This window comes from Pseudomonas sp. PK-RTE-24 (genome assembly GCF_054052265.1).
The window spans coordinates 3,504,686-3,524,206 of sequence record NZ_CM133224.1; the positions used below are offsets into that span (position 1 = coordinate 3,504,686).

Annotated in this window: 18 protein-coding genes; 14 read left to right on the forward strand and 4 right to left on the reverse strand. The window is 58.8% G+C overall.

Going from position 1 to position 19,521, the window contains the following annotated elements; all coding sequences use genetic code 11:
* Window positions 1-183: 183 nt before the first annotated feature.
* The 3 genes from ACV8MC_RS15755 to rssC all read left to right on the forward strand — a co-directional run bounded on the left by ACV8MC_RS15755 (window position 184) and on the right by rssC (window position 2,882).
* Window positions 184-873, forward strand: a complete 690-nt coding sequence (locus tag ACV8MC_RS15755; protein ID WP_016775470.1) for an MlaA family lipoprotein — start codon at window positions 184-186, stop codon at window positions 871-873.
* A gap of 345 nt (window positions 874-1,218) precedes the next feature.
* Window positions 1,219-2,400: a two-component system response regulator RssB gene (gene rssB, locus ACV8MC_RS15760; RefSeq protein ID WP_041477317.1), complete on the forward strand. Its 1,182-nt coding sequence runs from the start codon at window positions 1,219-1,221 to the stop codon at window positions 2,398-2,400.
* Window positions 2,400-2,882 carry an anti-sigma factor antagonist RssC gene (rssC, locus tag ACV8MC_RS15765; RefSeq protein ID WP_003226553.1) on the forward strand — a complete coding sequence of 161 codons (483 nt, stop codon included), beginning with the start codon at window positions 2,400-2,402 and terminating at the stop codon, window positions 2,880-2,882. The genes rssB and rssC overlap by 1 nt, the downstream gene beginning before the upstream one ends.
* A gap of 214 nt (window positions 2,883-3,096) precedes the next feature.
* On the opposite strand, the gene tal is transcribed toward rssC, so the two are convergent.
* Together tal and ACV8MC_RS15775 are read right to left on the reverse strand one after the other, a co-directional pair.
* Window positions 3,097-4,023, reverse strand: coding sequence for a transaldolase (gene tal / locus ACV8MC_RS15770; protein ID WP_016775468.1), 927 nt, complete (start codon window positions 4,021-4,023; stop codon window positions 3,097-3,099).
* A 202-nt stretch (window positions 4,024-4,225) separates the two neighbouring features.
* Window positions 4,226-5,182: a glycosyl hydrolase family 5 gene (locus ACV8MC_RS15775; RefSeq protein ID WP_457262544.1), complete on the reverse strand. Its 957-nt coding sequence runs from the start codon at window positions 5,180-5,182 to the stop codon at window positions 4,226-4,228.
* A 289-nt stretch (window positions 5,183-5,471) separates the two neighbouring features.
* Here ACV8MC_RS15775 and ACV8MC_RS15780 point away from each other — a divergent pair, with 289 nt between their 5' ends.
* The 8 genes from ACV8MC_RS15780 to ACV8MC_RS15815 all read left to right on the forward strand — a co-directional run bounded on the left by ACV8MC_RS15780 (window position 5,472) and on the right by ACV8MC_RS15815 (window position 15,052).
* Complete coding sequence (locus ACV8MC_RS15780; RefSeq protein WP_073471426.1) at window positions 5,472-5,912, forward strand: low molecular weight protein-tyrosine-phosphatase; 441 nt, start codon at window positions 5,472-5,474, stop codon at window positions 5,910-5,912.
* 39 nt (window positions 5,913-5,951) lie between these two features.
* Window positions 5,952-8,174: a polysaccharide biosynthesis tyrosine autokinase gene (locus ACV8MC_RS15785; protein WP_457262546.1), complete on the forward strand. Its 2,223-nt coding sequence runs from the start codon at window positions 5,952-5,954 to the stop codon at window positions 8,172-8,174.
* 40 nt (window positions 8,175-8,214) lie between these two features.
* Window positions 8,215-9,297: a glycosyltransferase gene (locus tag ACV8MC_RS15790; RefSeq protein WP_150741246.1), complete on the forward strand. Its 1,083-nt coding sequence runs from the start codon at window positions 8,215-8,217 to the stop codon at window positions 9,295-9,297.
* Between the two features lie 15 nt (window positions 9,298-9,312).
* Window positions 9,313-10,425 carry a polysaccharide pyruvyl transferase family protein gene (locus ACV8MC_RS15795; protein ID WP_041477306.1) on the forward strand — a complete coding sequence of 371 codons (1,113 nt, stop codon included), beginning with the start codon at window positions 9,313-9,315 and terminating at the stop codon, window positions 10,423-10,425.
* Window positions 10,422-11,654, forward strand: a complete 1,233-nt coding sequence (locus ACV8MC_RS15800; RefSeq protein WP_457262549.1) for a phosphoribosylaminoimidazole carboxylase — start codon at window positions 10,422-10,424, stop codon at window positions 11,652-11,654. The genes ACV8MC_RS15795 and ACV8MC_RS15800 overlap by 4 nt, the downstream gene beginning before the upstream one ends.
* On the forward strand, window positions 11,645-12,748 hold the full coding sequence (locus ACV8MC_RS15805; RefSeq protein WP_016775461.1) for a hypothetical protein: 1,104 nt from the start codon (window positions 11,645-11,647) through the stop codon (window positions 12,746-12,748). Before ACV8MC_RS15800 ends, ACV8MC_RS15805 begins: the two co-directional genes overlap by 10 nt.
* A 12-nt stretch (window positions 12,749-12,760) precedes the next feature.
* Window positions 12,761-13,807 carry an acyltransferase family protein gene (locus ACV8MC_RS15810; RefSeq protein WP_457262551.1) on the forward strand — a complete coding sequence of 349 codons (1,047 nt, stop codon included), beginning with the start codon at window positions 12,761-12,763 and terminating at the stop codon, window positions 13,805-13,807.
* A gap of 105 nt (window positions 13,808-13,912) precedes the next feature.
* A complete protein-coding gene (locus ACV8MC_RS15815; RefSeq protein WP_252884587.1) occupies window positions 13,913-15,052 on the forward strand; it encodes an SGNH/GDSL hydrolase family protein in 1,140 nt (379 codons plus the stop codon).
* Window positions 15,053-15,151: 99 nt separating this feature from the next.
* Here the strand turns inward: ACV8MC_RS15815 and ACV8MC_RS15820 are convergent, their stop codons facing one another.
* Both ACV8MC_RS15820 and galU read right to left on the reverse strand, forming a co-directional pair.
* Entirely contained in the window at window positions 15,152-15,565 is a 414-nt protein-coding gene (locus ACV8MC_RS15820; RefSeq protein ID WP_016770593.1) for a mannose-1-phosphate guanylyltransferase, read from the reverse strand.
* A gap of 32 nt (window positions 15,566-15,597) precedes the next feature.
* The gene (gene galU / locus ACV8MC_RS15825) at window positions 15,598-16,431 is read right to left on the reverse strand and encodes a UTP--glucose-1-phosphate uridylyltransferase GalU (RefSeq protein ID WP_041477294.1); all 834 of its coding nucleotides are present in this window, start codon (window positions 16,429-16,431) and stop codon (window positions 15,598-15,600) included.
* 387 nt (window positions 16,432-16,818) lie between these two features.
* On the opposite strand from galU, the gene galE reads away from it, so the two are divergent.
* The 3 genes from galE (at window position 16,819) to ACV8MC_RS15840 (ending at window position 19,509) form a co-directional block, all read left to right on the forward strand.
* Window positions 16,819-17,835: a UDP-glucose 4-epimerase GalE gene (galE, locus tag ACV8MC_RS15830; RefSeq protein WP_252876644.1), complete on the forward strand. Its 1,017-nt coding sequence runs from the start codon at window positions 16,819-16,821 to the stop codon at window positions 17,833-17,835.
* 230 nt (window positions 17,836-18,065) lie between these two features.
* Entirely contained in the window at window positions 18,066-18,302 is a 237-nt protein-coding gene (locus tag ACV8MC_RS15835; protein WP_016775457.1) for a hypothetical protein, read from the forward strand.
* Between the two features lie 91 nt (window positions 18,303-18,393).
* On the forward strand, window positions 18,394-19,509 hold the full coding sequence (locus ACV8MC_RS15840) for a polysaccharide biosynthesis/export family protein (protein WP_177180896.1): 1,116 nt from the start codon (window positions 18,394-18,396) through the stop codon (window positions 19,507-19,509).
* The last annotated feature ends 12 nt before the right edge of the window (window positions 19,510-19,521 follow it).

The window sequence follows — 19,521 nt, forward strand, 5'->3', positions numbered from 1 at the left end:
TAACGCTCAAGACTAGGGCGCTGGGGTGACAGTTGCATGACAGCCGAGTGAAAGCCTGTGTAGGAAACTTCCTGCATATCCTTGCAGCGGCGCACTGCCCAAATCGCCGTTTACGCTTATACTAGCGGCCTTAATGCCCGGGCCGAGAGGACCGCGCCAGTATCGAATCCTAGGAGTTTTTCTATGCGCTGGAGCCCTTCGCTCACTCAGCTAAGTGTATGTGCCAGCCTGTTGCTGGCGCCGTTCGCCACCCAGGCGGCCACCGAAGAAGACCCTTGGGAAAGCGTCAACCGGCCGATTTTCCAGTTCAACGACTTCGTTGACACCTACGCGCTGAAGCCATTGGCCCAGGGTTATGAGTTCATCACCCCGCAGTTCGTCGAAGACGGCATTCACAACATGTTCCGCAACGTCGGTGACGTGACCAACCTGGCGAACAACATTCTCCAGGCCAAACCGGCTGCGGCGGGCGTTGATACCGCCCGACTGATTTTCAACACCACCTTCGGTCTGCTCGGCTTCTTTGATGTCGGCACCAAGATGGGCTTGAACCGCAGCGACGAAGACTTCGGTCAGACCCTCGGTTACTGGGGCGTGGGCAGCGGCCCATACGTGATGCTGCCGCTGATGGGGCCGAGCACCCTGCGTGACGCACCGTCGAAATATGTCGACAGCTTCACCGGCGCGTACCGCTACATCGACCACGTGCCGACGCGTAACTCGATCTTCGGCCTGAACATCGTCGACACCCGCGCCAGCCTGCTGTCGAGCGAGAAGCTGATCAGCGGCGACAAATACACCTTCATCCGCAACGCTTACCTGCAGAACCGCGAGTTCAAGGTGAAGGACGGTCAGGTTGAAGACGATTTCTGATTTTGACCGGTGATGAAAAAGGCGGCCCTCGGGTCGCCTTTTTTGTCCGCGCCAGAGTGTCGCCTGCGACTGCCGCTACCTTCCATCGGGTTACCGTTGGAGCGGTTCTTATAACTCCCGGTGATTTGACAAACAAAGTCGTCAAGCGACAATCGGCGCATGCTTGAAACGCTCTGCGGATGGGAGTACCGTCTGCGCCTTAGAAGGGCACCTCTGTTTAAAACCGCGCGCCAGGCGAATGCTTGAAAGCGCTGCAACAGAGAGGCTAGAAAGCGAATCCAGTAGTCTGCGCAGGGCCGTTGCCCCGCTCACTACGCCAACCTAATTCTGGCGCCGTTTGCCCACATGCCAAAAACCAGTGCCACGCTGCTGATAATCGATGATGACGAGGTAGTGCGCGCGAGCCTCGCGGCCTATCTGGAAGACAGTGGTTTCAGCGTCCTGCAGGCCGGCAACGGTCAACAGGGTCTTCAGGTATTCGAGCAAGACGAGCCCGATCTGGTCATCTGCGATCTGCGCATGCCGCAGATGGGCGGTCTCGAACTGATCCGTCAGGTTACCGAGCGCTCACCGGAGACGCCGGTGATCGTGGTCTCGGGTGCCGGGGTGATGAACGACGCAGTCGAGGCCCTGCGCCTTGGTGCGGCGGATTACCTGATCAAGCCTCTCGAAGATCTGGCTGTGCTCGAGCACTCCGTGCGCCGGGCCCTGGATCGTGCGCGGCTGCTGCTGGAAAACCAGCGCTACAGCGAGAAGCTGGAAAAGGCCAACCGCGAGCTCGAAGCCAGCCTGAACCTGCTCCAGGAAGACCAGAACGCCGGTCGCCAGGTGCAGATGAACATGCTGCCGGAAAGCCCGTGGAGCATCGACGAATTCAACTTTGCCCACCAGATCATCCCGTCGCTGTACCTGTCGGGTGATTTTGTCGACTATTTCCGCGTTGACGAGCGCCGGGTCGCGTTTTATCTGGCGGATGTTTCCGGGCATGGTGCGTCATCAGCCTTCGTCACCGTGCTGTTGAAGTTCATGACCACGCGTTTGCTCTTCGAGTCAAAACGCAGCGGTACCTTGCCGGAGTTCAAACCTTCGGAAGTGCTCGGTCATATCAACCGGGGGCTGATCAGTTGTAAGCTGGGTAAACACGTCACAATGGTCGGTGGAGTCATCGACGAGGAGACCGGTTTGTTGACCTATAGCATCGGCGGCCATCTGCCTTTGCCTGTGTTGTACACGCCTGACAGTGTTCGTTATCTCGAAGGCCGTGGTCTGCCGGTGGGGCTTTTCAACGAAGCCACCTACGAAGACCACGTGCTTGAGCTGCCGCCGACGTTCAGCCTGACGCTGATGTCTGATGGCATTCTGGACCTTTTGCCGGAAGCAACGCTCAAAGAAAAAGAGGCTGCTTTGCCCGAACGGGTGAAGTCGGCGGGCGGCAGCCTGGATGGTCTGCGGCAAGTGTTTGGTTTGGCCACGCTAGGGGAGATGCCGGATGATATCGCCCTGTTGGTGTTGAGCAGGAATCTTTAATGAGTACCGGTAGAATCCAGTTCGCCGAGCAGGACGGCACCTTCGTCCTGAAGTTCGTCGGTGAAGTTCGCCTGACCCTGTGTTCGGCGTTGGATGCGACTATTGAGAAAATCTTCACCGCGCTGAATTTCAACGCGATCGTGATCGATTTGACCGAAACCCGCAGCATCGACAGCACCACCCTGGGCCTGCTGGCCAAACTGTCGATCCTGTCGCGGCAGAAGGTCGGCCTGTTGCCGACGGTTGTCACCACCCACGAAGACATTACTCGGCTTTTGCAGTCGATGGGCTTCGAGCAGGTGTTCAACATCGTCAACCACCCGGTGCCGTGCCCGGAGTGCCTGGACGACCTGCCGGATCAGGACCAGTCCGAAGAAGTGGTGCGAATCAAGGTGCTGGAAGCGCACAAGATTCTCATGGGCCTGAACGATTCCAATCGTGAAGCGTTTCATGATCTGGTCAATGCCCTGGAAAGACACTGACCTCATGAATTGATGGTGTCTGGGCTGGCCTCATCGCGGGCAAGCCCGCTCCCACAATGATCGCGTGAAACCTCAAACTTAGGTTCTCCACATACCCTGTGGGAGCGGGCTTGCCCGCGATGGCGTCGGGTCGGTCGATACATTTATCAGTGCAGGCAAATGAAAAAGGGCGAACCCTCACAGGTTCGCCCTTTTTGCGTTCTACAGACTCAAATCACAGCTTGGCCTGCAGCAATGCTTCCAGTTTTTCCTGGTCGCGGGCGAACTGACGGATGCCTTCAGCCAGTTTCTCGGTGGCCATCGCGTCTTCGTTGGACAACCAGCGGAATTGCGCTTCGTTGAGGCTCAGGCGTGCTTCACCGGCATTGCCCGGCGCCAGTTTGCGTTCCAGCTTGCCGGTATCGGCGGCCAGCTTCTCCAGCAGTTCCGGGCTGATGGTCAGGCGATCGCAGCCAGCCAGTTGCTCGATCTGGTTGATGTTACGGAAGCTCGCGCCCATGACCACGGTCTTGTAGTCGTTGGCCTTGTAGTAGTTGTAGATGCGCGTCACCGACTGCACGCCCGGATCATCAGCGCCGGTGTAGTCGTTGCCGTTGGCCTTCTTGTACCAGTCGTAGATACGGCCCACGAACGGCGAAATCAGGAACACCCCGGCGTCGGCGCAGGCGGCGGCCTGGGCGAAGGAGAACAGCAGCGTCAGGTTGGTCTGGATGCCTTCCTTCTCGAGGATCTCGGCGGCGCGGATGCCTTCCCAGGTCGAGGCGATCTTGATCAGCACGCGGTCGCGGCCGACGCCGGCCTTGTCGTACAGCTCGATCAGGCGATGCGCACGCTTGAGGATCGCATCCTGGTCGAAGGACAGGCGCGCATCCACTTCGGTGGAGATGCGGCCCGGAACCACGTTGAGAATTTCCTTGCCCACTGCGACGCCGAAACGGTCGCTGGCCAGGCCTACATCGCCCTTGCAGTCGCGAACGCAATCGTTCAGCAGTTCGGCGTAACCGTGAATCGCCGAAGCCTTGAGCAGCAGGGAAGGGTTGGTGGTGGCATCGGTCGGTTTGACTCGGGCGATCGCTTCGAAGTCGCCGGTGTCGGCAACCACGGTGGTGAACTGTTTGAGTTGTTCCAGCTTGGAAGTCATGGGCGTGCTCTATCCTATGGGTCTGAAGACATTACCCGAGCGCTGACGGGCACTCAAGGGTGCATTCGTGGATCGATGGCCCCTGCGGCAACAACCTGAAAACGATTGTTTGAAAGGCGGGGCGCGGTGTCGCTGAATACGATGCCAAAACAGCCCACAGGTTCAAAGCAACCGACCTGTGAACAGGCCGGTCGCCCAACGCCTACTCAGCGTTCAACACACCTTCCACGGACAACCGCGCCGGTTTTGGCTGGCCGTCAGAGGTCAGAAAGCCGAAGTTCTTCTCGCGATCGTTGCTGCCGGAATCACTGTTCCGCCATTCATAGATAGAGGTCAGGGGAATATTGAGGCGTTTAACGTCGGTAATAAACGCGTTGATCTTGGTTGCTTGCCCCTCAGGACCGCCGTTGGAGGCGAGGGCCGACACCCCCCATTCACTGATGACCCCCGGCAGATTGAAGTTCTGCTGGATGAAGGTCTGCGCGTTGCTGATCTGCGTGGCGGTCATGCCGTAAGGGTGGTAGGACACGGCGTTCAAGCATTTGGGGTACTCGCTGACGATACTTTTCAGCGCCACCGTCGACGCCGAGCCCGCGCTTGGCGGCCGGGCGAAGCCGAAACCGACCCGTGGTGTCGTCTGTGGCTGAGCTTCGAAGGCCTTGCACATGCCGGCCATGAACGGCACGAACGTTGTATCGAAATTGCGCGTCGGCCAATAGGTTTCCAGGTCCGGTTCGTTCCATATTTCGATCGCCACCAATTGCGAGCTCCAGGATTTTTCCAGCCCGGTCACGGTGTTGGCGAACTTACCGCCGGCGGCGTTCAGCTCCTCCGGCGAAGTGGCCGGCAGTGCCTTGATCGCGCGCACCGTCAGCAGCACCGGCAGGCCGGCGGAAGCGGCGGCGGCGAAGGCATCGCTGACCTGTTTCTGATAAGTCTTGGCGGTGAGGCTGTCGCTCCACACACCGAAGCGCACAAAGCTGAAGCCTGCCGCTTTGATCTGCGCGGCATCGGCGGCGGTGAAACTCTGGATTTTCACCTGCACGCCGATGGTTTTTGCTGGAAGGTTGGGGAACAGCTCACTGGCGTGAACCTGGCTGGTGGCACCGAACGCCATCAGGGCGAGGGCGGCGAGTTTATTGCGCTGTGCTGTTTTCATGTCTGCTCTCCTGAAGAGAATGACAACTACGAATATTTATCCCGTTACTCAATTTCCGATAACGGTGATGGCACTAAGTGCGCGAATGTTATTTTTTGTCAGGAAAACAGCAACTGAAAATCACAGTTATTTTTAGTCCGCTAATTGTGGTTGGGGCGGCTTAAAACGCTGTGGTACTTAATGTTCCTGTACTAACAGGGCGAAGCTATTTCTGAGTGCAGGAAAGTCGTGAGGGTTCATTAACTTTCACGGCATGTTGGCTGTTTGATATTACACAGGAAAGCAAGACTTGTTCAAAAAGATCCTCGTTGTCTGCGTGGGCAATATATGCCGAAGTCCGACGGCTGAACTGCTGCTGCGCAACGCGCTGGGCCAGTCCGCCATCACCGTGTCCTCAGCCGGCCTGTCCGCCCGCGTGGGCGAGGGCGTGGAAGCCTCGGCGCGGCAGGTTCTCGAAGAACACGGGCACTGTGCCGAGGCCTTCAAGGCGCGGCAACTGACTTCGGACATCGTCAATGACTCGGACCTGATCCTGGTCATGGAAAAAGCCCACGTCAATCAAGTGCTGAAGATTGCCTCGCACGCCCGAGGCAAAGTGTTTCTGCTCGGCAAGTGGCAGAGCGAGCGCGAAATACATGATCCGTATCGTCAAGGCAAAGCCGCGTTTATTCATGCCCACGCATTGATCGAAGATGCTGTTAGTTCATGGGCGAAGCGTCTCGGGCATTGATGAATATTCTTCAGAACAGCAAATGGTAAGAACAGACTTATGCAGTTACCGTCCGTAATCGGCACCCGCGACAATGATCAAGACAGTATTGATCTGCTCGGCATCTTCGGCAGCCTGATCGACCAGAAGTGGCTGATCGGCGCGCTGACGGGCGCCTTCATGGTAACCGGCGTCGCCTATGCGGTTCTGGCAACGCCGGTGTACCTGGCGAACGCGCTGGTGCAGGTCGAACCGAAAAAGAACGACATGCTCGGTTTCTCCGACCTTAACAGCATGCTCGGCGGGCAATCGCCGTCGGTGACCGAAATCGGCATCATCAAATCCCGCGCGGTGATCGGCAAAACCGTTGACGACCTGCGCCTGGATATCGACGTCACGCCCAACACGTTCCCGTTAATCGGCGGCTTTCTTTCGCGGCGTTATCGCGGAGACAGCGAGACCAGCGTCGCGCCGCCGCGTTTCGGCTTGAACAGTTATGCCTGGGGCGGCGGACGTCTGGAATTCAATCGGCTGCAATTGCCGAAAGACCTGCTCGGCAAGAAACTCACCCTGATCGCCGGCGAGCAGCAGCGTTTTCAGCTGTTCGATGAAAACGACAATCTGCTCGCCGAAGGCGTGGCCGGCGAAGCGTTTGCCAACGATGGCGTGGAAGGGCAGATCGCGCACTTTTCGGCCAACCCCGGCACGCGCTTTCAGGTGGTGCGCAATCCTCGGATTGTGACCATTCAGGGCTATCAGGACGCGCTGGATATCTCCGAACAAGGCAAGGAGTCGGGGATCATTCGTCTGGCGCTGGCCAGCTCCGACGCGGCCGAGGCGGTGAAGATCCTCAACAAGATCGCCTCGCTCTACGTCGAGCAAAACGTACGGCGCACTTCGGCGGAGGCCGCGCAGAGCCTGGCGTTTCTGCAGAGCCAGTTGCCCCAGGTCAAGCGTGATCTGGCCAAGGCCAGCGACGCTTTGAATGCCTACCAGACCCACGGCAAGACGGTGAACATTTCGCTGGAAACCCAGTCGGTGCTGGGCCAGTCGGTGGCGCTGGAAACGCGCATCTCCGAGCTGAAAATGCAGCAGGCCGAGCTCGATCGCAAGTTCACCAAACAGCACCCGGCCTATCGCGCCTTGATGACGCAGATCGGCGAATTGACCCAGCAGCAGAAATCCCTCGAAGGCAAGGTTCAGGACTTGCCGGCCACCCAGCAGGAATTGCTCAACCTGACCCGCGACGTCGAGGTGGCTTCGCAGATCTACACGCAGTTGCTGAACAAATCCCAAGAACTGGACATCGTCCGCGCCGGGGCCGTCGGCAACGTGCGCCTGATCGACACCGCCGATGTCGACCTGACCAATCCGATCAAACCGAAGAAACCACTGATCGTGCTGATCGCGACATTGCTCGGCGCGTTTGTCGGCGTGGCGCTGGTGCTGCTGCGCAAATCCCTCAGCCGTGGCCTTGAAGGCCCGGAAGGCATCGAGCAGTTGGGCCTGCCGGTTTACGCGTCGATTCCCTACAGCGCCTTGCAGGAGGAAGAGGACAACAAAAAGGGCCGCGCCCGCGATGGCGTCGACAAGCCGGCGTATCTGCTGGCGCTGCGCAACCCGACTGATCTGTCGATCGAATCGATCCGCAGCCTGCGCACCTGCCTGCACTTTGCCGGGCTCGATTCGACCAACAACCGCATCATGATTTCCGGGCCGAGCCCGCAGGTCGGCAAGACCTTCGTCTCGTCCAACCTTGCGGCGGTCATGGCCCTGAGCGGCCAGCGCGTGGTGCTGATCGATGCCGACATGCGCAAAGGGCACCTGCACAAAACCCTCAACACGCCGATCAGCAACGGTCTGTCCGACCTGCTGGTCAAGCGCTGCACCCTTGAGCAGGCGATCAACAAAGTCGAAGTCGACAACCTGCATTTCATCAGCCGGGGGCAGGTGCCGCCCAATCCTTCCGAGCTGCTGATGCACGCCAACTTCCGCGAACTGCTGGCAGAACTCAGCGAGCGCTACGACCTGGTGATCATCGACACGCCGCCGCTTCTGGCGGTGACGGATGCCGCCATCGTCGGTCGCGAGGCTGGCATCAGCCTGATCGTCACCCGCTTCGGGGTGAACCCGGCCAAGGAGATTGAACTGACCATTCGCCGCTTCGCCCAGAACGGCATCGAGTTGAAAGGCGCGGTGTTCAACGGCGTCGAGAAGCGTGCGGCCAGCTATTACGGCGGCACTGGCTATTACAACTACGAATACGCGTCCGACAAATCCTGATGGTTGCCGATTGTTCTTTCCTGTTTGAAGTGGGTGAGTTGTGAAAAAAATACTGCACGTGGCAGAGACGATCAAAGGTGGCGTGGCGACGGTGATCCGCACGATCTCGGCATCCCCAGAAGACGACGCAGCGAATTATCAACTGGTCTATCTGGTGCCCGAGGATCAGGCCAAGGAGCTGCACGGCATCGCCCCGCAGCAGGTGCGCACCTTTCCACGCAGTGGCCGCAACGTGCCGTCGCTGCTGCGTTTCGCCTGGCGTCTGAGCCAGGTGCTGCTCAAGGAAAACCCCGACGTGGTGCATTTGCACAGCACCTTTTCCGGGGTGATCGGCCGTGTGGTGTGTGTGCTGTTGCGACCATGGCGCAAGCCGAAAATCGTCTACTGCCCGCATGCGTTTTCGTTCCTGATGGAAAGCTCGCCGACCAAGCAGAAGGTCTACGCGTGGATCGAGCGCGTGCTGCAGAAAGTCACCGACGTGATCATCTGCGTCAGCCAGTACGAGCTGGATAAAGCCGCGCGTTTCGGTATCGAGCGCAAGCGCATGAAGCTGATCTACAACGGCATTCATCACAAGGATGACGCGCCAAAAACCGCTGGCGCCGAGCCGATTCATCTGCTGTTCGTCGGGCGCCTGGATTACCAGAAAGGCTTCGACGTGCTGCTCAAGGCCTACGCCAAGGTCAACCGCAACGACCTGAAACTCACCGTGGTCGGCAGTGCGGTCAACGAAGATTCGGTCGAGTGCCCGCCGATGGATTCTGTCGAGTATCTGCCGTGGGTGACCCCGAGTGAAGTGCAGGCGCTGTATCAGAAAGCCGATGCGCTGATCGTGCCGAGTCGCTGGGAAGGCTTTGCCATGGTGCCGCTGGAAGGCATGGCCATGGGGCTGCCGGTGATTGCCAGCAACTGCACTTCACTGCCGGAACTGGTCACCAATGAAGTGTCCGGCTACGTCTTCCCCTCCGGCGATCACCAGGCGCTGGCCGACGTTTTGACGATCATCCAGAAGCCGCGCCTGCTCGACCTCGGCAACGAAGGCCGGAGCATTGTCCGCGAACGTTTCAGCGCCGCGTTGATGATCCGCCAGACCTACGACCTGTATCACGCTCCCACTTATTAAGTAGAACTCAAGCTTATGAACGTAACGATTTTGCATGGCTACAGTGCGTCCAACTCCGGTGACGGTCTGCTCGTCGATCTGGCCATTGCTCTGGTGCAGCGTAACTTCGGTGACGACACCGCGATCAGTGTCGTGGCGTCCGACCCCGAGTCGTTCAACTACTTGCCGCACCCGCGTTTCGATGCGCCGGTGATGGCGGCCAAGGGTCTGGGGCGGGTCAAGCAAGCGGTGTTTCTCAATCAGTCCTACGCCGGGCTCGCCGATCTGCTGAAGAAAACCGATCTGATCGTCGGTGTCGGCGGCGGTTACATGCGTTCGAAAAGCGCCTTCGAGCACATCAAGCTGAAGCTCGGCCATGCCAAGCAATTGGAAACCGCGATCCTCAGCAAGGTGCCTTCGGTGTACCTGCCGCAGAGCATCGGCCCGTTCCACGGCGAGAGCAGCAAGATCGTCGAACACTACGCCAGCGCCGATGCGGTGTTCGTGCGTGACAACCGTTCCTCGGCGATTTTTGACGCTTGCGAAAACGTCTACCGCGCGCCGGATCTGGCCGTGCAGTCGCTGGCGAGCAAGATTCTTCAGCAACCGAAATTCACCCGCTGCGCCGCCTCGCCGGCGACCGTCTGCGTGGTGTTGCGCAAGCCGCCGGAGTGGAGCAAAGAGAAGAAGGTCGCTTACGTGGCCAATCTGAAACTGCTGCTGCAGCGTCTGAAGAACAAAAGCAAAGTGGTCTGCGCGGTACAGAGCGCGGTGCGTGGCAACGATGACGGCGCGTTCTACCGCGAGCTGGGCATCAACGAAGACCTGCTGTCGCTGAAGGCAACCATCGCCAAATACCAACCCGACCTGGTGATCTCGGTGCGTCTGCACGGCGCCATCGAATCGCTGCTCTCCGGCGTGCCGGCGTATCACATCAGCTACGAGCGCAAAGGCTTTGGCGCCTATCAGGACATGGGCGTCGAGGACTGGGTGATCAACGGCGGCGACATCGACGTCGACACCATCATCAACACCGTTTACGCGCCCAATGCCTTGGCGGATTTCGGCAAGCGCCTGACTGACACTTGCCGCGAAATCGAAGCGAAAACCGTGGCCATGGACGAAATCATCAAGGGTGTCGTTCGATGATATTTCGGCTGTTGCTTCGCGGCGGAGCCTTGGGCGCGAAGTTCTTGCTGGTGTTGGCCATCACCCATTACCTCGGTTACGAGGCGCTGGGTTTTTACGGTGTGGTGGTCGCGGCTTCGCTGATCGCTTCGAAGTTCTACAGCGTCGGCTTCAGTTCCGAGATCAACCGTTTGATCAGCGTCGGCGGCAGCTCGCGGCGGGTGGTCGACAAGGTTCTGCTGCTGTATCTGGCGGTCGGGCTGTTGTTGTCGGTACTGACGGTGCTGGTCTATTCGCTGTTCCAGTCGGTGGAAGCGACCGCCACGCTGATCCTGTGCGTGACGCTGGTGTTGCTCACCGAGCACCTGTCGTTCGAAATCAATTCCTTCGTGTTTTCTGCGCAGAAAGCCACCGCCGGCGCCTTGCTGTTCTTCGTCAAGACCGGCCTGTGGGCGGTGTTGGCGGTAGGCGGCATGGTGCTCGGCTGGGTCGCGGGCATCGCCAGTGTGTTGTGGCTGTGGGTCGCCGCCAACGTGCTGGTGATCATTGCGGGTTACCTGATCGTGGTGAACGTGCACAAGGGCCGCGAAGCAGCGACGCTGGACACCGCGACGGTGTGGAAGGCCGGGTTGCCGTTCTATCTTGGGACCGGTCTGATCGCCCTGAGTCAGTACGCCGAGCGCTTTCTGATCATCGACCTGGAGCCCTACGCCAGCCTCGGTAAATATGTGTACGCGTGGTCGGCGGCGAACACTTTGCAGGCGTTGTCGTATGCGGTGGTGGCGGTGGTCGGCATTCCGGTGTTGGCCAAACGGTTTCAGGCCGATCAGCAGGCGTTCACGGTCAGGCAACTGTTCGTCAACAAATGGGTGATGCGCTCGCTGGTGGTTTCCGCCGTTGTGGCCGTGGCGATCTATGTGTTTTTCAATGTGCTGCTCGATTATGTCGCCAGCAGCGTGCCGCGCCCGGATAAGGCGCTCCTCGCGGTGCTGATCTTTTCCTTCGCCTTGCGGGCGATTGGCGACATCGTCTGGGGCGGTTTGATTGCTTCGAAAAACAGCCAAGTGTCGCTGGCCAGCGCGGCGCTCTGTCTGCTGATTTCGGTGCCGGTCAGCTATGTGCTGATCAAACACTATTCGATCTATGGCGCGGCGTGGGGCAATGTTTTCGCCATCGTCGTGCAGCTCAGTGTGATTGCAGTGTTGACCCGTGTCAGCGGCGCGAAAAAGGCTGCGCTGTCATGGGCCTGAAACTGCCGCGCATCGAGTTTCGTGGGCGCAAATTTGATTCGTCGATTTCCTTTCTGATCCTGTTCACCGGGCTGTTCCTGTCAGTGGCGATGCCGTTGCTGGTGCCGCGTGATCCGGGGCCGGATGCGATGACCTTGTGGTCGTCGTATGCGCGTGCCGACAACTGCAATTTCTGGAACCCGTTCTCGCCGGATCGCTCGTCCTACGAGTGTTCGGCGTTCCTGCTGCGGCCCACCGGGATCAATCTGACCAATGCCTGGGCCTACGGCATGTTCTGCAATTTCTTCCTCACCGCAATTCCGGTGGTGGTGTTTCGGCGCATGCCGTTGACCATTTTCGGCACCCTGTGCCTGTGGGGCATCGTGCGCTCGTTTTTCCTCGAGAACCTGACCAAGGAAATCATCGTGTCGGTGGCGGTGTTGAGCATTCTGCTCAGCGCATTGACGCGTAAATATCGCGGTGGTTTTTTCCTCTCGGCGGTGATTTACGGTGTGCTGATCCGGCCGTACTGGATTCTGTTTTCGCTGTCGTGGGTCGGCGTCTGCGTGATGAAAAAGTACGTCTCGCGCTTCACCTTCTTTCTGATGCTGTTTCTGTTTTATCTGGCGGTGGCCATGGCCATTCAGCTGGCGCTGGGCTTTCCGGTGTCATCGATCCGCGCGAGCAACAACGAGCTGCGCACGGCGGGCGAGGAGGGCTCGAAGTCGCTCATCGTGTCGTGGCTCAGCGGCAGTGACTTCGTCTCCCAGGCGCTGGATTCGATGATCATTTTCTTCCGCCTGTCGTTTCCGGTTGAGCTGATTCTGCTGTCCGGGCCGGGGCAGGTGATCTTCGTTGCGCTGATGATCATGACCGCGCTGCTACTGTTCAAAGTCATCACTTCGACCGACTACAAGGGCGCGCCGATCCAGACCAAACCCAAGGAACTGATCGCGATTCCGCTGGCGTTTCTGTTGGTGCAAGGCTTGTTCGAGCCGGACTTCGGCTCCTTCGCCCGACACTTCTCGATGGTCGTGCCGGTGTTGTTCGTCGGCCTGGGCTTGATGCTGCGCGCGAACAAACCGGTGCAGGTCGAATCAAGAATTCTCACTTAACGCAGGTGCTCTATGTCGAGCAAGAAAAAATCCCTGGAGATCGAAACCCTGCGCGGCCTGGCGTGCCTGCTGCTGGTGCTCTATCACGTCATCGGCCCGCTGGGCGGCGGCTTGAAGATCGACATCGGCTCGCCGTTCCGGGTCATCGCCGACTCGATGGTGTATGTGCGCATGCCGCTGTTCACCTTTATCTCCGGCTACATCTATTCGATCTACAAGATTCGCGGCAATGACTTTTCCGCCTTCTTCGCTGGCAAGGTGCGGCGGCTGATCGTGCCGCTGTTCTGCGTCGGCGTGCCGTTCTCGGTGCTGCAAGCGGTGGGGCCGGGGGTGAACAAGGACGTCGGCGTGATCGATGCGTTGTTGTCGTTCTGGGTACCGATCAACCACTTCTGGTTCCTGCAGGCGGTGTTCAGCATTTTCATCTTCGTCGGCCTGCTGGAGTGGCGCGGCCTGCTGCGTTCGGCGACGCGGCTGTATGGCTTGTTTGCGTTTGCGGCGGTGTTGTTCCTGCTGCCGCCGTTGCCGCTGGATGCTTTCGGTATCAACGGTGCGATTTACCTGCTGCCGTTTTTTGTTGCGGGGATGATCGGTCAGGAAAATGTCGATGTTTTGAAGCAGCGTTTCAAAGTGATCGGGCCGCTGCTGTTTGTGCTGATTTCACTGACGCTGCTGTACGTCGCGGCGATTGATCGTGAGCTGATTGTCGATCGCCGCAGTGTGATTGGTTTGACGGTAGGGTGCGTGTCTTGTATCGCATTGCTGTCGAGTGACATGCGCTCGAAAGCGCTGACCTGGCTCGGCGGATATTCCTATGCGATTTTCCTTTTTCATGTTTTGTTCGCGGCGACCTCGCGGTTTGTCCTCGGGCGCCTCGGCGTGAAGGATGAGAGCTTGCTGGTGCTGGGTGGTCTGAGTTGTGGATTGCTCGGGCCGGTGCTGTTGGCGATGGTGTTCAGTCGGTTCAATTTCACTTCGGTGTTGTTCCTTGGCGAGCGTGCGGCGAAGAGGAAAGCACCGGTGATTGTCGCTCCGGTGGTGCAGACGCAGAACAGCTGAAAGCTTCGCGAGCAGGCTCGCTCCCACAGAGGTTGTGTGGATTGCGTCTTTTGTGGGAGCGAGCCTGCTCGCGAAGGGGCCATCCCGGACAAAGGAAAATATTCAATGATGCCAGTAGACGCCCCTCAACCAGTCGCCACCTCGGCCATCACGATAGACGATGCCCGCCAGCGCTTTGCGCAGTGGCGCGACGGCAAGACCGGCAAGACCGGCAAGGTGCTGGCGGTTTCGGTGATCGGCGACAGCTACACCGCCGGGCAGGATTTCTACCTGAACAAACTGGTGCAGCGAGTGGCCGCCGAGGTGGGTTTTGCCGGCCCCGGTTACGTCGGTTTCAACCACGGCGCGGCGCTGGGCGGCACGCACTTCAAATACACCCGCAGCAGCGACAAATACTTCGGCGGCGGCTGGAAGGTTTCCGACCTGGGCCAGGCCAGCCCGGACAGTCGCACGATCAGCGGCAAGCCGGGTGCCTGGTTGCAAGTCGATGCCAGCCCTTCGCCGCGCATCGATACCACGGTCACTCAGGCGAAACTGTTGTATCTGGGCAATGGCGAGTCCGATGAGTTGCGCTATCGCTGGTCGCCCGCCCAAGACTGGCAACCGTTGAAACTCGCAGGCTCAGGTGTTCAGGAAGTCGCGCTAGCGGGCGCTCCATCAGCCGCAGACTGGTCATTCAGACTGGAAGTGGTGAAGGGCGCGCCGACACTGTTCGGCCTGTGGCTGGGTAACCATCAGCAGGGCGTGCGAGTGTCGAAACTGGCGGCCTCCGGCGCGGCATCGGCGGATTTCTATCACGCCGATCCGCAGTGGCAGACGCAATGGAAAGCTGTGGTGTCGAAGATTCCGGCCGACGTGTACCTGATCATGCTCGGCGGCAACGATCAGGGCTTCGGCGTCAAACCTGCGCAGTATCTGCAAAACGTTCAGGGCTTGGTGAGCATGCTGCGCGAGATTCAGCCAGCGGCGAGCATCAACCTGATCATGCGTCAGGACACTACGCGCTCCAGCGCTTATCCGATGTCGGCCTACGCGCAGGTGCTCGAACCGTGGGCGCGTGAGCAGCAGCTCGGTTTTGCCAACCTGCAATGCGCGTTCGGCCCCGACGTCAAACGCTACGCCAGCGCGATGATCGGCCCGGACAGGATTCATCCGTTGCCGGCCACGGGCGGGAAGGTGATTGCCGATTATTTTTATGGCTGGATAACTGGTCCGAGTACCGGTTGCGACGACTCGCCACCATGATCGTTCCCACGCGGAGCGTGGGAACGATCAATGCTGACTGTGCCGCCGCTTTCGCGAGCAGGCTCGCTCCCACAATGGATCGGCGTGAAGCCCGGGTGATCAGGCGTCGTGCTTGAAGGCGTCGATGAGCCCCAGCAGTTCGTCAAGCTTGCGCGGCATCAACCGCGCATCACAACGGGTTTCAACATTAATGATGATCGCCGGGTCGTTGCAGCAGATGCGCACGCGAAAGCGCCAGTCGCTGAAGATCACTTTCAGGCCATCGCGGTCATCCATTTCCAGCGCCTGTTCGCCATACAACGCCTTCAGGTGCGCGAGCAGCGGATAGGGATCACGCAGCGGCCGGCGAATATCGCCGGACGCAGGAAACACGCCGATCCGCTCCACCAGCAGAATCGTGCCCAGCCAGGTTTCGTTGGCGCTGGGCAGCGGTTGATGGCGCGACAACCAGCTCATCACCCCGAGGTTGCCCACCTCACGTTCAATCTCTGTCGAATGTTGTGCAATGTTCATGGTTGCCTGCCTGTGGGGAGAGAAAAGCCGTCTCAGCGGCCCTTGAGGTACACGTTGTCGTAGCAGAAATTGGTCGCCTGCAAGTAACCCTCGGCATCGCCGCAATCGAAGCGCAGGCCTTTGAATTTGTAGGCCAGCACGCAGCCGTTCTGCGCCTGTTTCATCAGTGCGTCGGTGATCTGGATTTCGCCGCCCTTGCCCGGTTCAGTGTCGGCAATCAGGTCGAAGATGTCCGGGGTGAGGATGTAGCGCCCGATGATCGCCAGGTTCGACGGCGCGTCCTGCGGCGCCGGTTTTTCCACCATGTTGTTGACCCGGTAGATGCCCTCGGAAATCAGCTCACCGGCAATCACGCCGTACTTGTGAGTCTGGTCGGCGGGGACTTCCTGGATGGCGACGATCGAGCAGCGGAATTTCCTGTACAGCTGGATCATCTGCGACAGCACGCCGTCGCCTTCGAGGTTCAGGCACAGGTCGTCAGCCAGCACCACGGCAAACGGCTCGTCGCCAATCAATGGGCGGCCGCTGAGGATCGCATGCCCAAGGCCTTTCATTTCCACCTGACGGGTGTAGGAGAAGGTGCAGGTGTCGATCAGCTCGCGGGTGCCGGCGAGGAATTTCTCTTTCTCGGTGCCACGGATCTGGTGCTCGAGTTCGTAGCTGATGTCGAAGTGGTCTTCCAGCGCGCGCTTGCCCCGGCCGGTGACGATGGCCATGTGTTGCAGGCCAGCGTCCCGTGCTTCTTCAACGGCGTATTCGATCAACGGCTTGTTGACGATCGGCAGCATCTCTTTCGGCATGGCTTTGGTCGCCGGCAAGAAACGCGTGCCGTAGCCGGCAGCGGGGAACAAACATTTACGAATCATAAAAGTATCCTGGACAGTCATGGAACACAGGCGACGGTTGCGCACCAGAAAGTGGCGGCAAGTTTCAATGATTATTGAAGGCTTACTTTAATACCCGAGTCAGGTTGTTGCTGGCAATTAGTTGCGCTGTTAAAAAGCGCTAATGTTATGAGATGTCGACTACTTGGTTATAAGTTATTTTTAGTCGGTATCTGTCGATAGTGATAAGTATCCAGGGAGTGCTAATAAGTACCCGTCAAACAGTTTGACCGGCAAAAATAATTATTGCCAGTGGTTGAACTAAATTTGTTTGAGGTTGTTGTCGCCCTGTTTGTGTGAATTGCTCCGCATATCCACCAGGCATGGCTTGACACGCTACCGGGTATTTATTCAATGACGGACCGCGCTATGAAGATTCTGGTAACGGGTGGTGCCGGCTATATCGGCTCGCATACCACACTTGCATTGCTTGAAGCAGGTTATGAAGTTGTCGTTCTGGATAATCTTTGTAACAGCAGCGACGCAGCACTTCACGCCGTTGAGGCCATTTGCGGCAAAAGTGCATGGATGATTCGCGGCGACGTCTGCGATCGCGCGTTGCTGGATCGTATTTTCCGCGAGCATCAGATCGACGCCGTGCTGCATTTCGCCGGGCTCAAAGCCGTGGGCGAAAGTGTGCGCAAGCCGCTCGAATACTACGAAACCAACGTCGGCGGCAGCATCACCCTGTGTCAGGCGATGGCAGCGGCGGGGGTGTTCCGGCTGGTGTTCAGTTCCTCGGCGACGGTGTACGGCGAGCCCGAGGAAATGCCGATTCGCGAGGATTTTCCGACGGGCAATCCGACCAATCCCTACGGCCAGTCCAAGCTGATCGTCGAGAACGTGCTGCGCGACCTGAGCCTCGCCGAGCCGCGCTGGAGTATCGCGCTGCTGCGCTATTTCAATCCGATCGGCGCCCACGCCAGCGGGCACATGGGCGAAGACCCCAACGGCATCCCGAACAATCTGGTGCCGTATATCAGCCAGGTCGCGGTCGGCAGTCTGCGCGAACTGTCGATTTTCGGTAACGATTACCCGACCGCCGATGGCACCGGCGTGCGCGATTACATTCATGTCGTCGATCTGGCGGATGGGCATTTGAAAGCGTTGCAGTCGATCAGCGAGCGCACCGGCATCCACACCTGGAACCTCGGCACCGGCGATGGCTACAGCGTGCTGCAAGTGCTGCATGCCTTCGAACAGGCCTGCGGGCGGCCGGTGCCGTACCGGATGATGCCGCGCCGCGCCGGTGATATCGCCGAGAGTTTTGCCGATGCTTCGAAAGCGGCGAAAGAACTCGGCTGGAAAGCCACGCGCAACTTGCAGGACATGGTTGCCGACACTTGGCGCTGGCAGTCGAATCATCCCAATGGTTATTCAGGGTGATGGCCATTTAGTCCGATGTTAGTTTCAGTCAGGTTGTTAGATAACGTCGGGAAATTACACTGGCAATGCCTTTTGCAAGTCCGTAGATATAAACCTGCCGTTCGACTTTAGCAGTTGCACAGGACTGTGAAAGAACAACGGATCTTGTTCGCGCTCTTTGCGGACTTGAAAGCTACCAGCTCTGACACAGATCTGTTTTTTAACAGTTCGAATGTTAGAAAGGAGTTGTTATGAAAAAAGTGATGGCAGTTGCCCTGTTGACGATGTTGAGCAACTGGGCTGCCGCCGCTGAAGCGCCGTTGACAGCGGTAACCAATGTAGGTGGCAGTGTGGCGGCTTCGCAAGCGCCCGCGGCCAGTACTGCAATGGTTGCCAGTGCTGTAGCGGCGTCCAACAGCGGTGGCAGTGCCAACGGCGGTACCACCGGTACGACGGGTACCACCGGTACAACCGGCACGCATAACTAACAGGAACATTTGTTAGTGCAGTACAGAGTCGCCCGACGCAAGTCGGGTGACTTTGTTTTTTGGATTCGCCCTTGAATAGCGTAGTGCCATTATGACTCGTAGTGTTTATCTTTTAATGTTGGCAAGTCTCGCTTTGCAAGGTTGCATGTTTTCCCCCGGCCAGTACCTGAGCACCAGCGATATCACCCGCCAGGGTGCCAGCGAAAGCAGTCGGGTCGAGCTGATTCCGATCACCCCGAAGCTGATCGCCATGAACCGCGCCACGCAAAAGCGTGAGTCACTGCCGGCGGAGCTGCTGGTGACGCCGGCGGAATATCGCATCGGCAACAATGACGTGCTGTACATCACCGTCTGGGATCACCCGGAGCTGACTGCCCCCTCCGGCGCGCAACAACAGATCGATGCCAACGGCCGACTGGTGCGCTCTGATGGCACGCTGTATTACCCGTTCATCAAGGAAGTCCAGGCCGCCGGCCGGACCATCCAGCAACTACGAGCGGACATCGAACAACGCCTGTCGGCATTCATCGCCGAGCCGCAGGTCGACGTTGCAGTATTGCGCTTCGCCAGTCAGAAAGTCGTGGTCACCGGCGCCGTGACGAAGGCCGGCCCGCAAGCGATTTCGACCAATCCGTTGAGCGTGGTCGAGGCTCTCGGTTCCGCTGGCATCGACACCAATAACGCCGACTTGTCGGGCCTGCTGCTGACGCGCAACGGGCGGGTCTATCCGCTCAATCTCGACACGCTCAATCAGCAGGATTCCGAACTGCAGAACGTCTACCTCAAGGGCGGCGATCAGCTGTATCTGCCGTACAACGACAACAAGCGCATCTACGTCATGGGCGAGGTCAACCAGCCGCGCGCGCTGAGCTTCAAGACTGCGACCATGAATCTTTCCGACGTGCTCGGTTCGGTCGGTGGCCTGAGTCAGACCAGTTCCAATGGCAACGCGGTGTACGTGATTCGCGGCGTGGAAAATCTCGACGTCGAGCCGGCGAAGATCTATCAGCTCGAGGCCGAATCACCGACCGCCATGGCACTGGCTTCGCACTTCCAGGTGCGGCCACAGGATGTGGTCTACGTCGGCCCGGCCAACGTTACGCGCTGGAACCGTTTCATCAGCCAGTTGGTGCCGTCGGCGTCGATTGTCGGCACCGGGGCTTCGGCAGCGAAGAACTGGAGCGAATACAGCAACAACAGCAAATAAGGCCGCCCGACT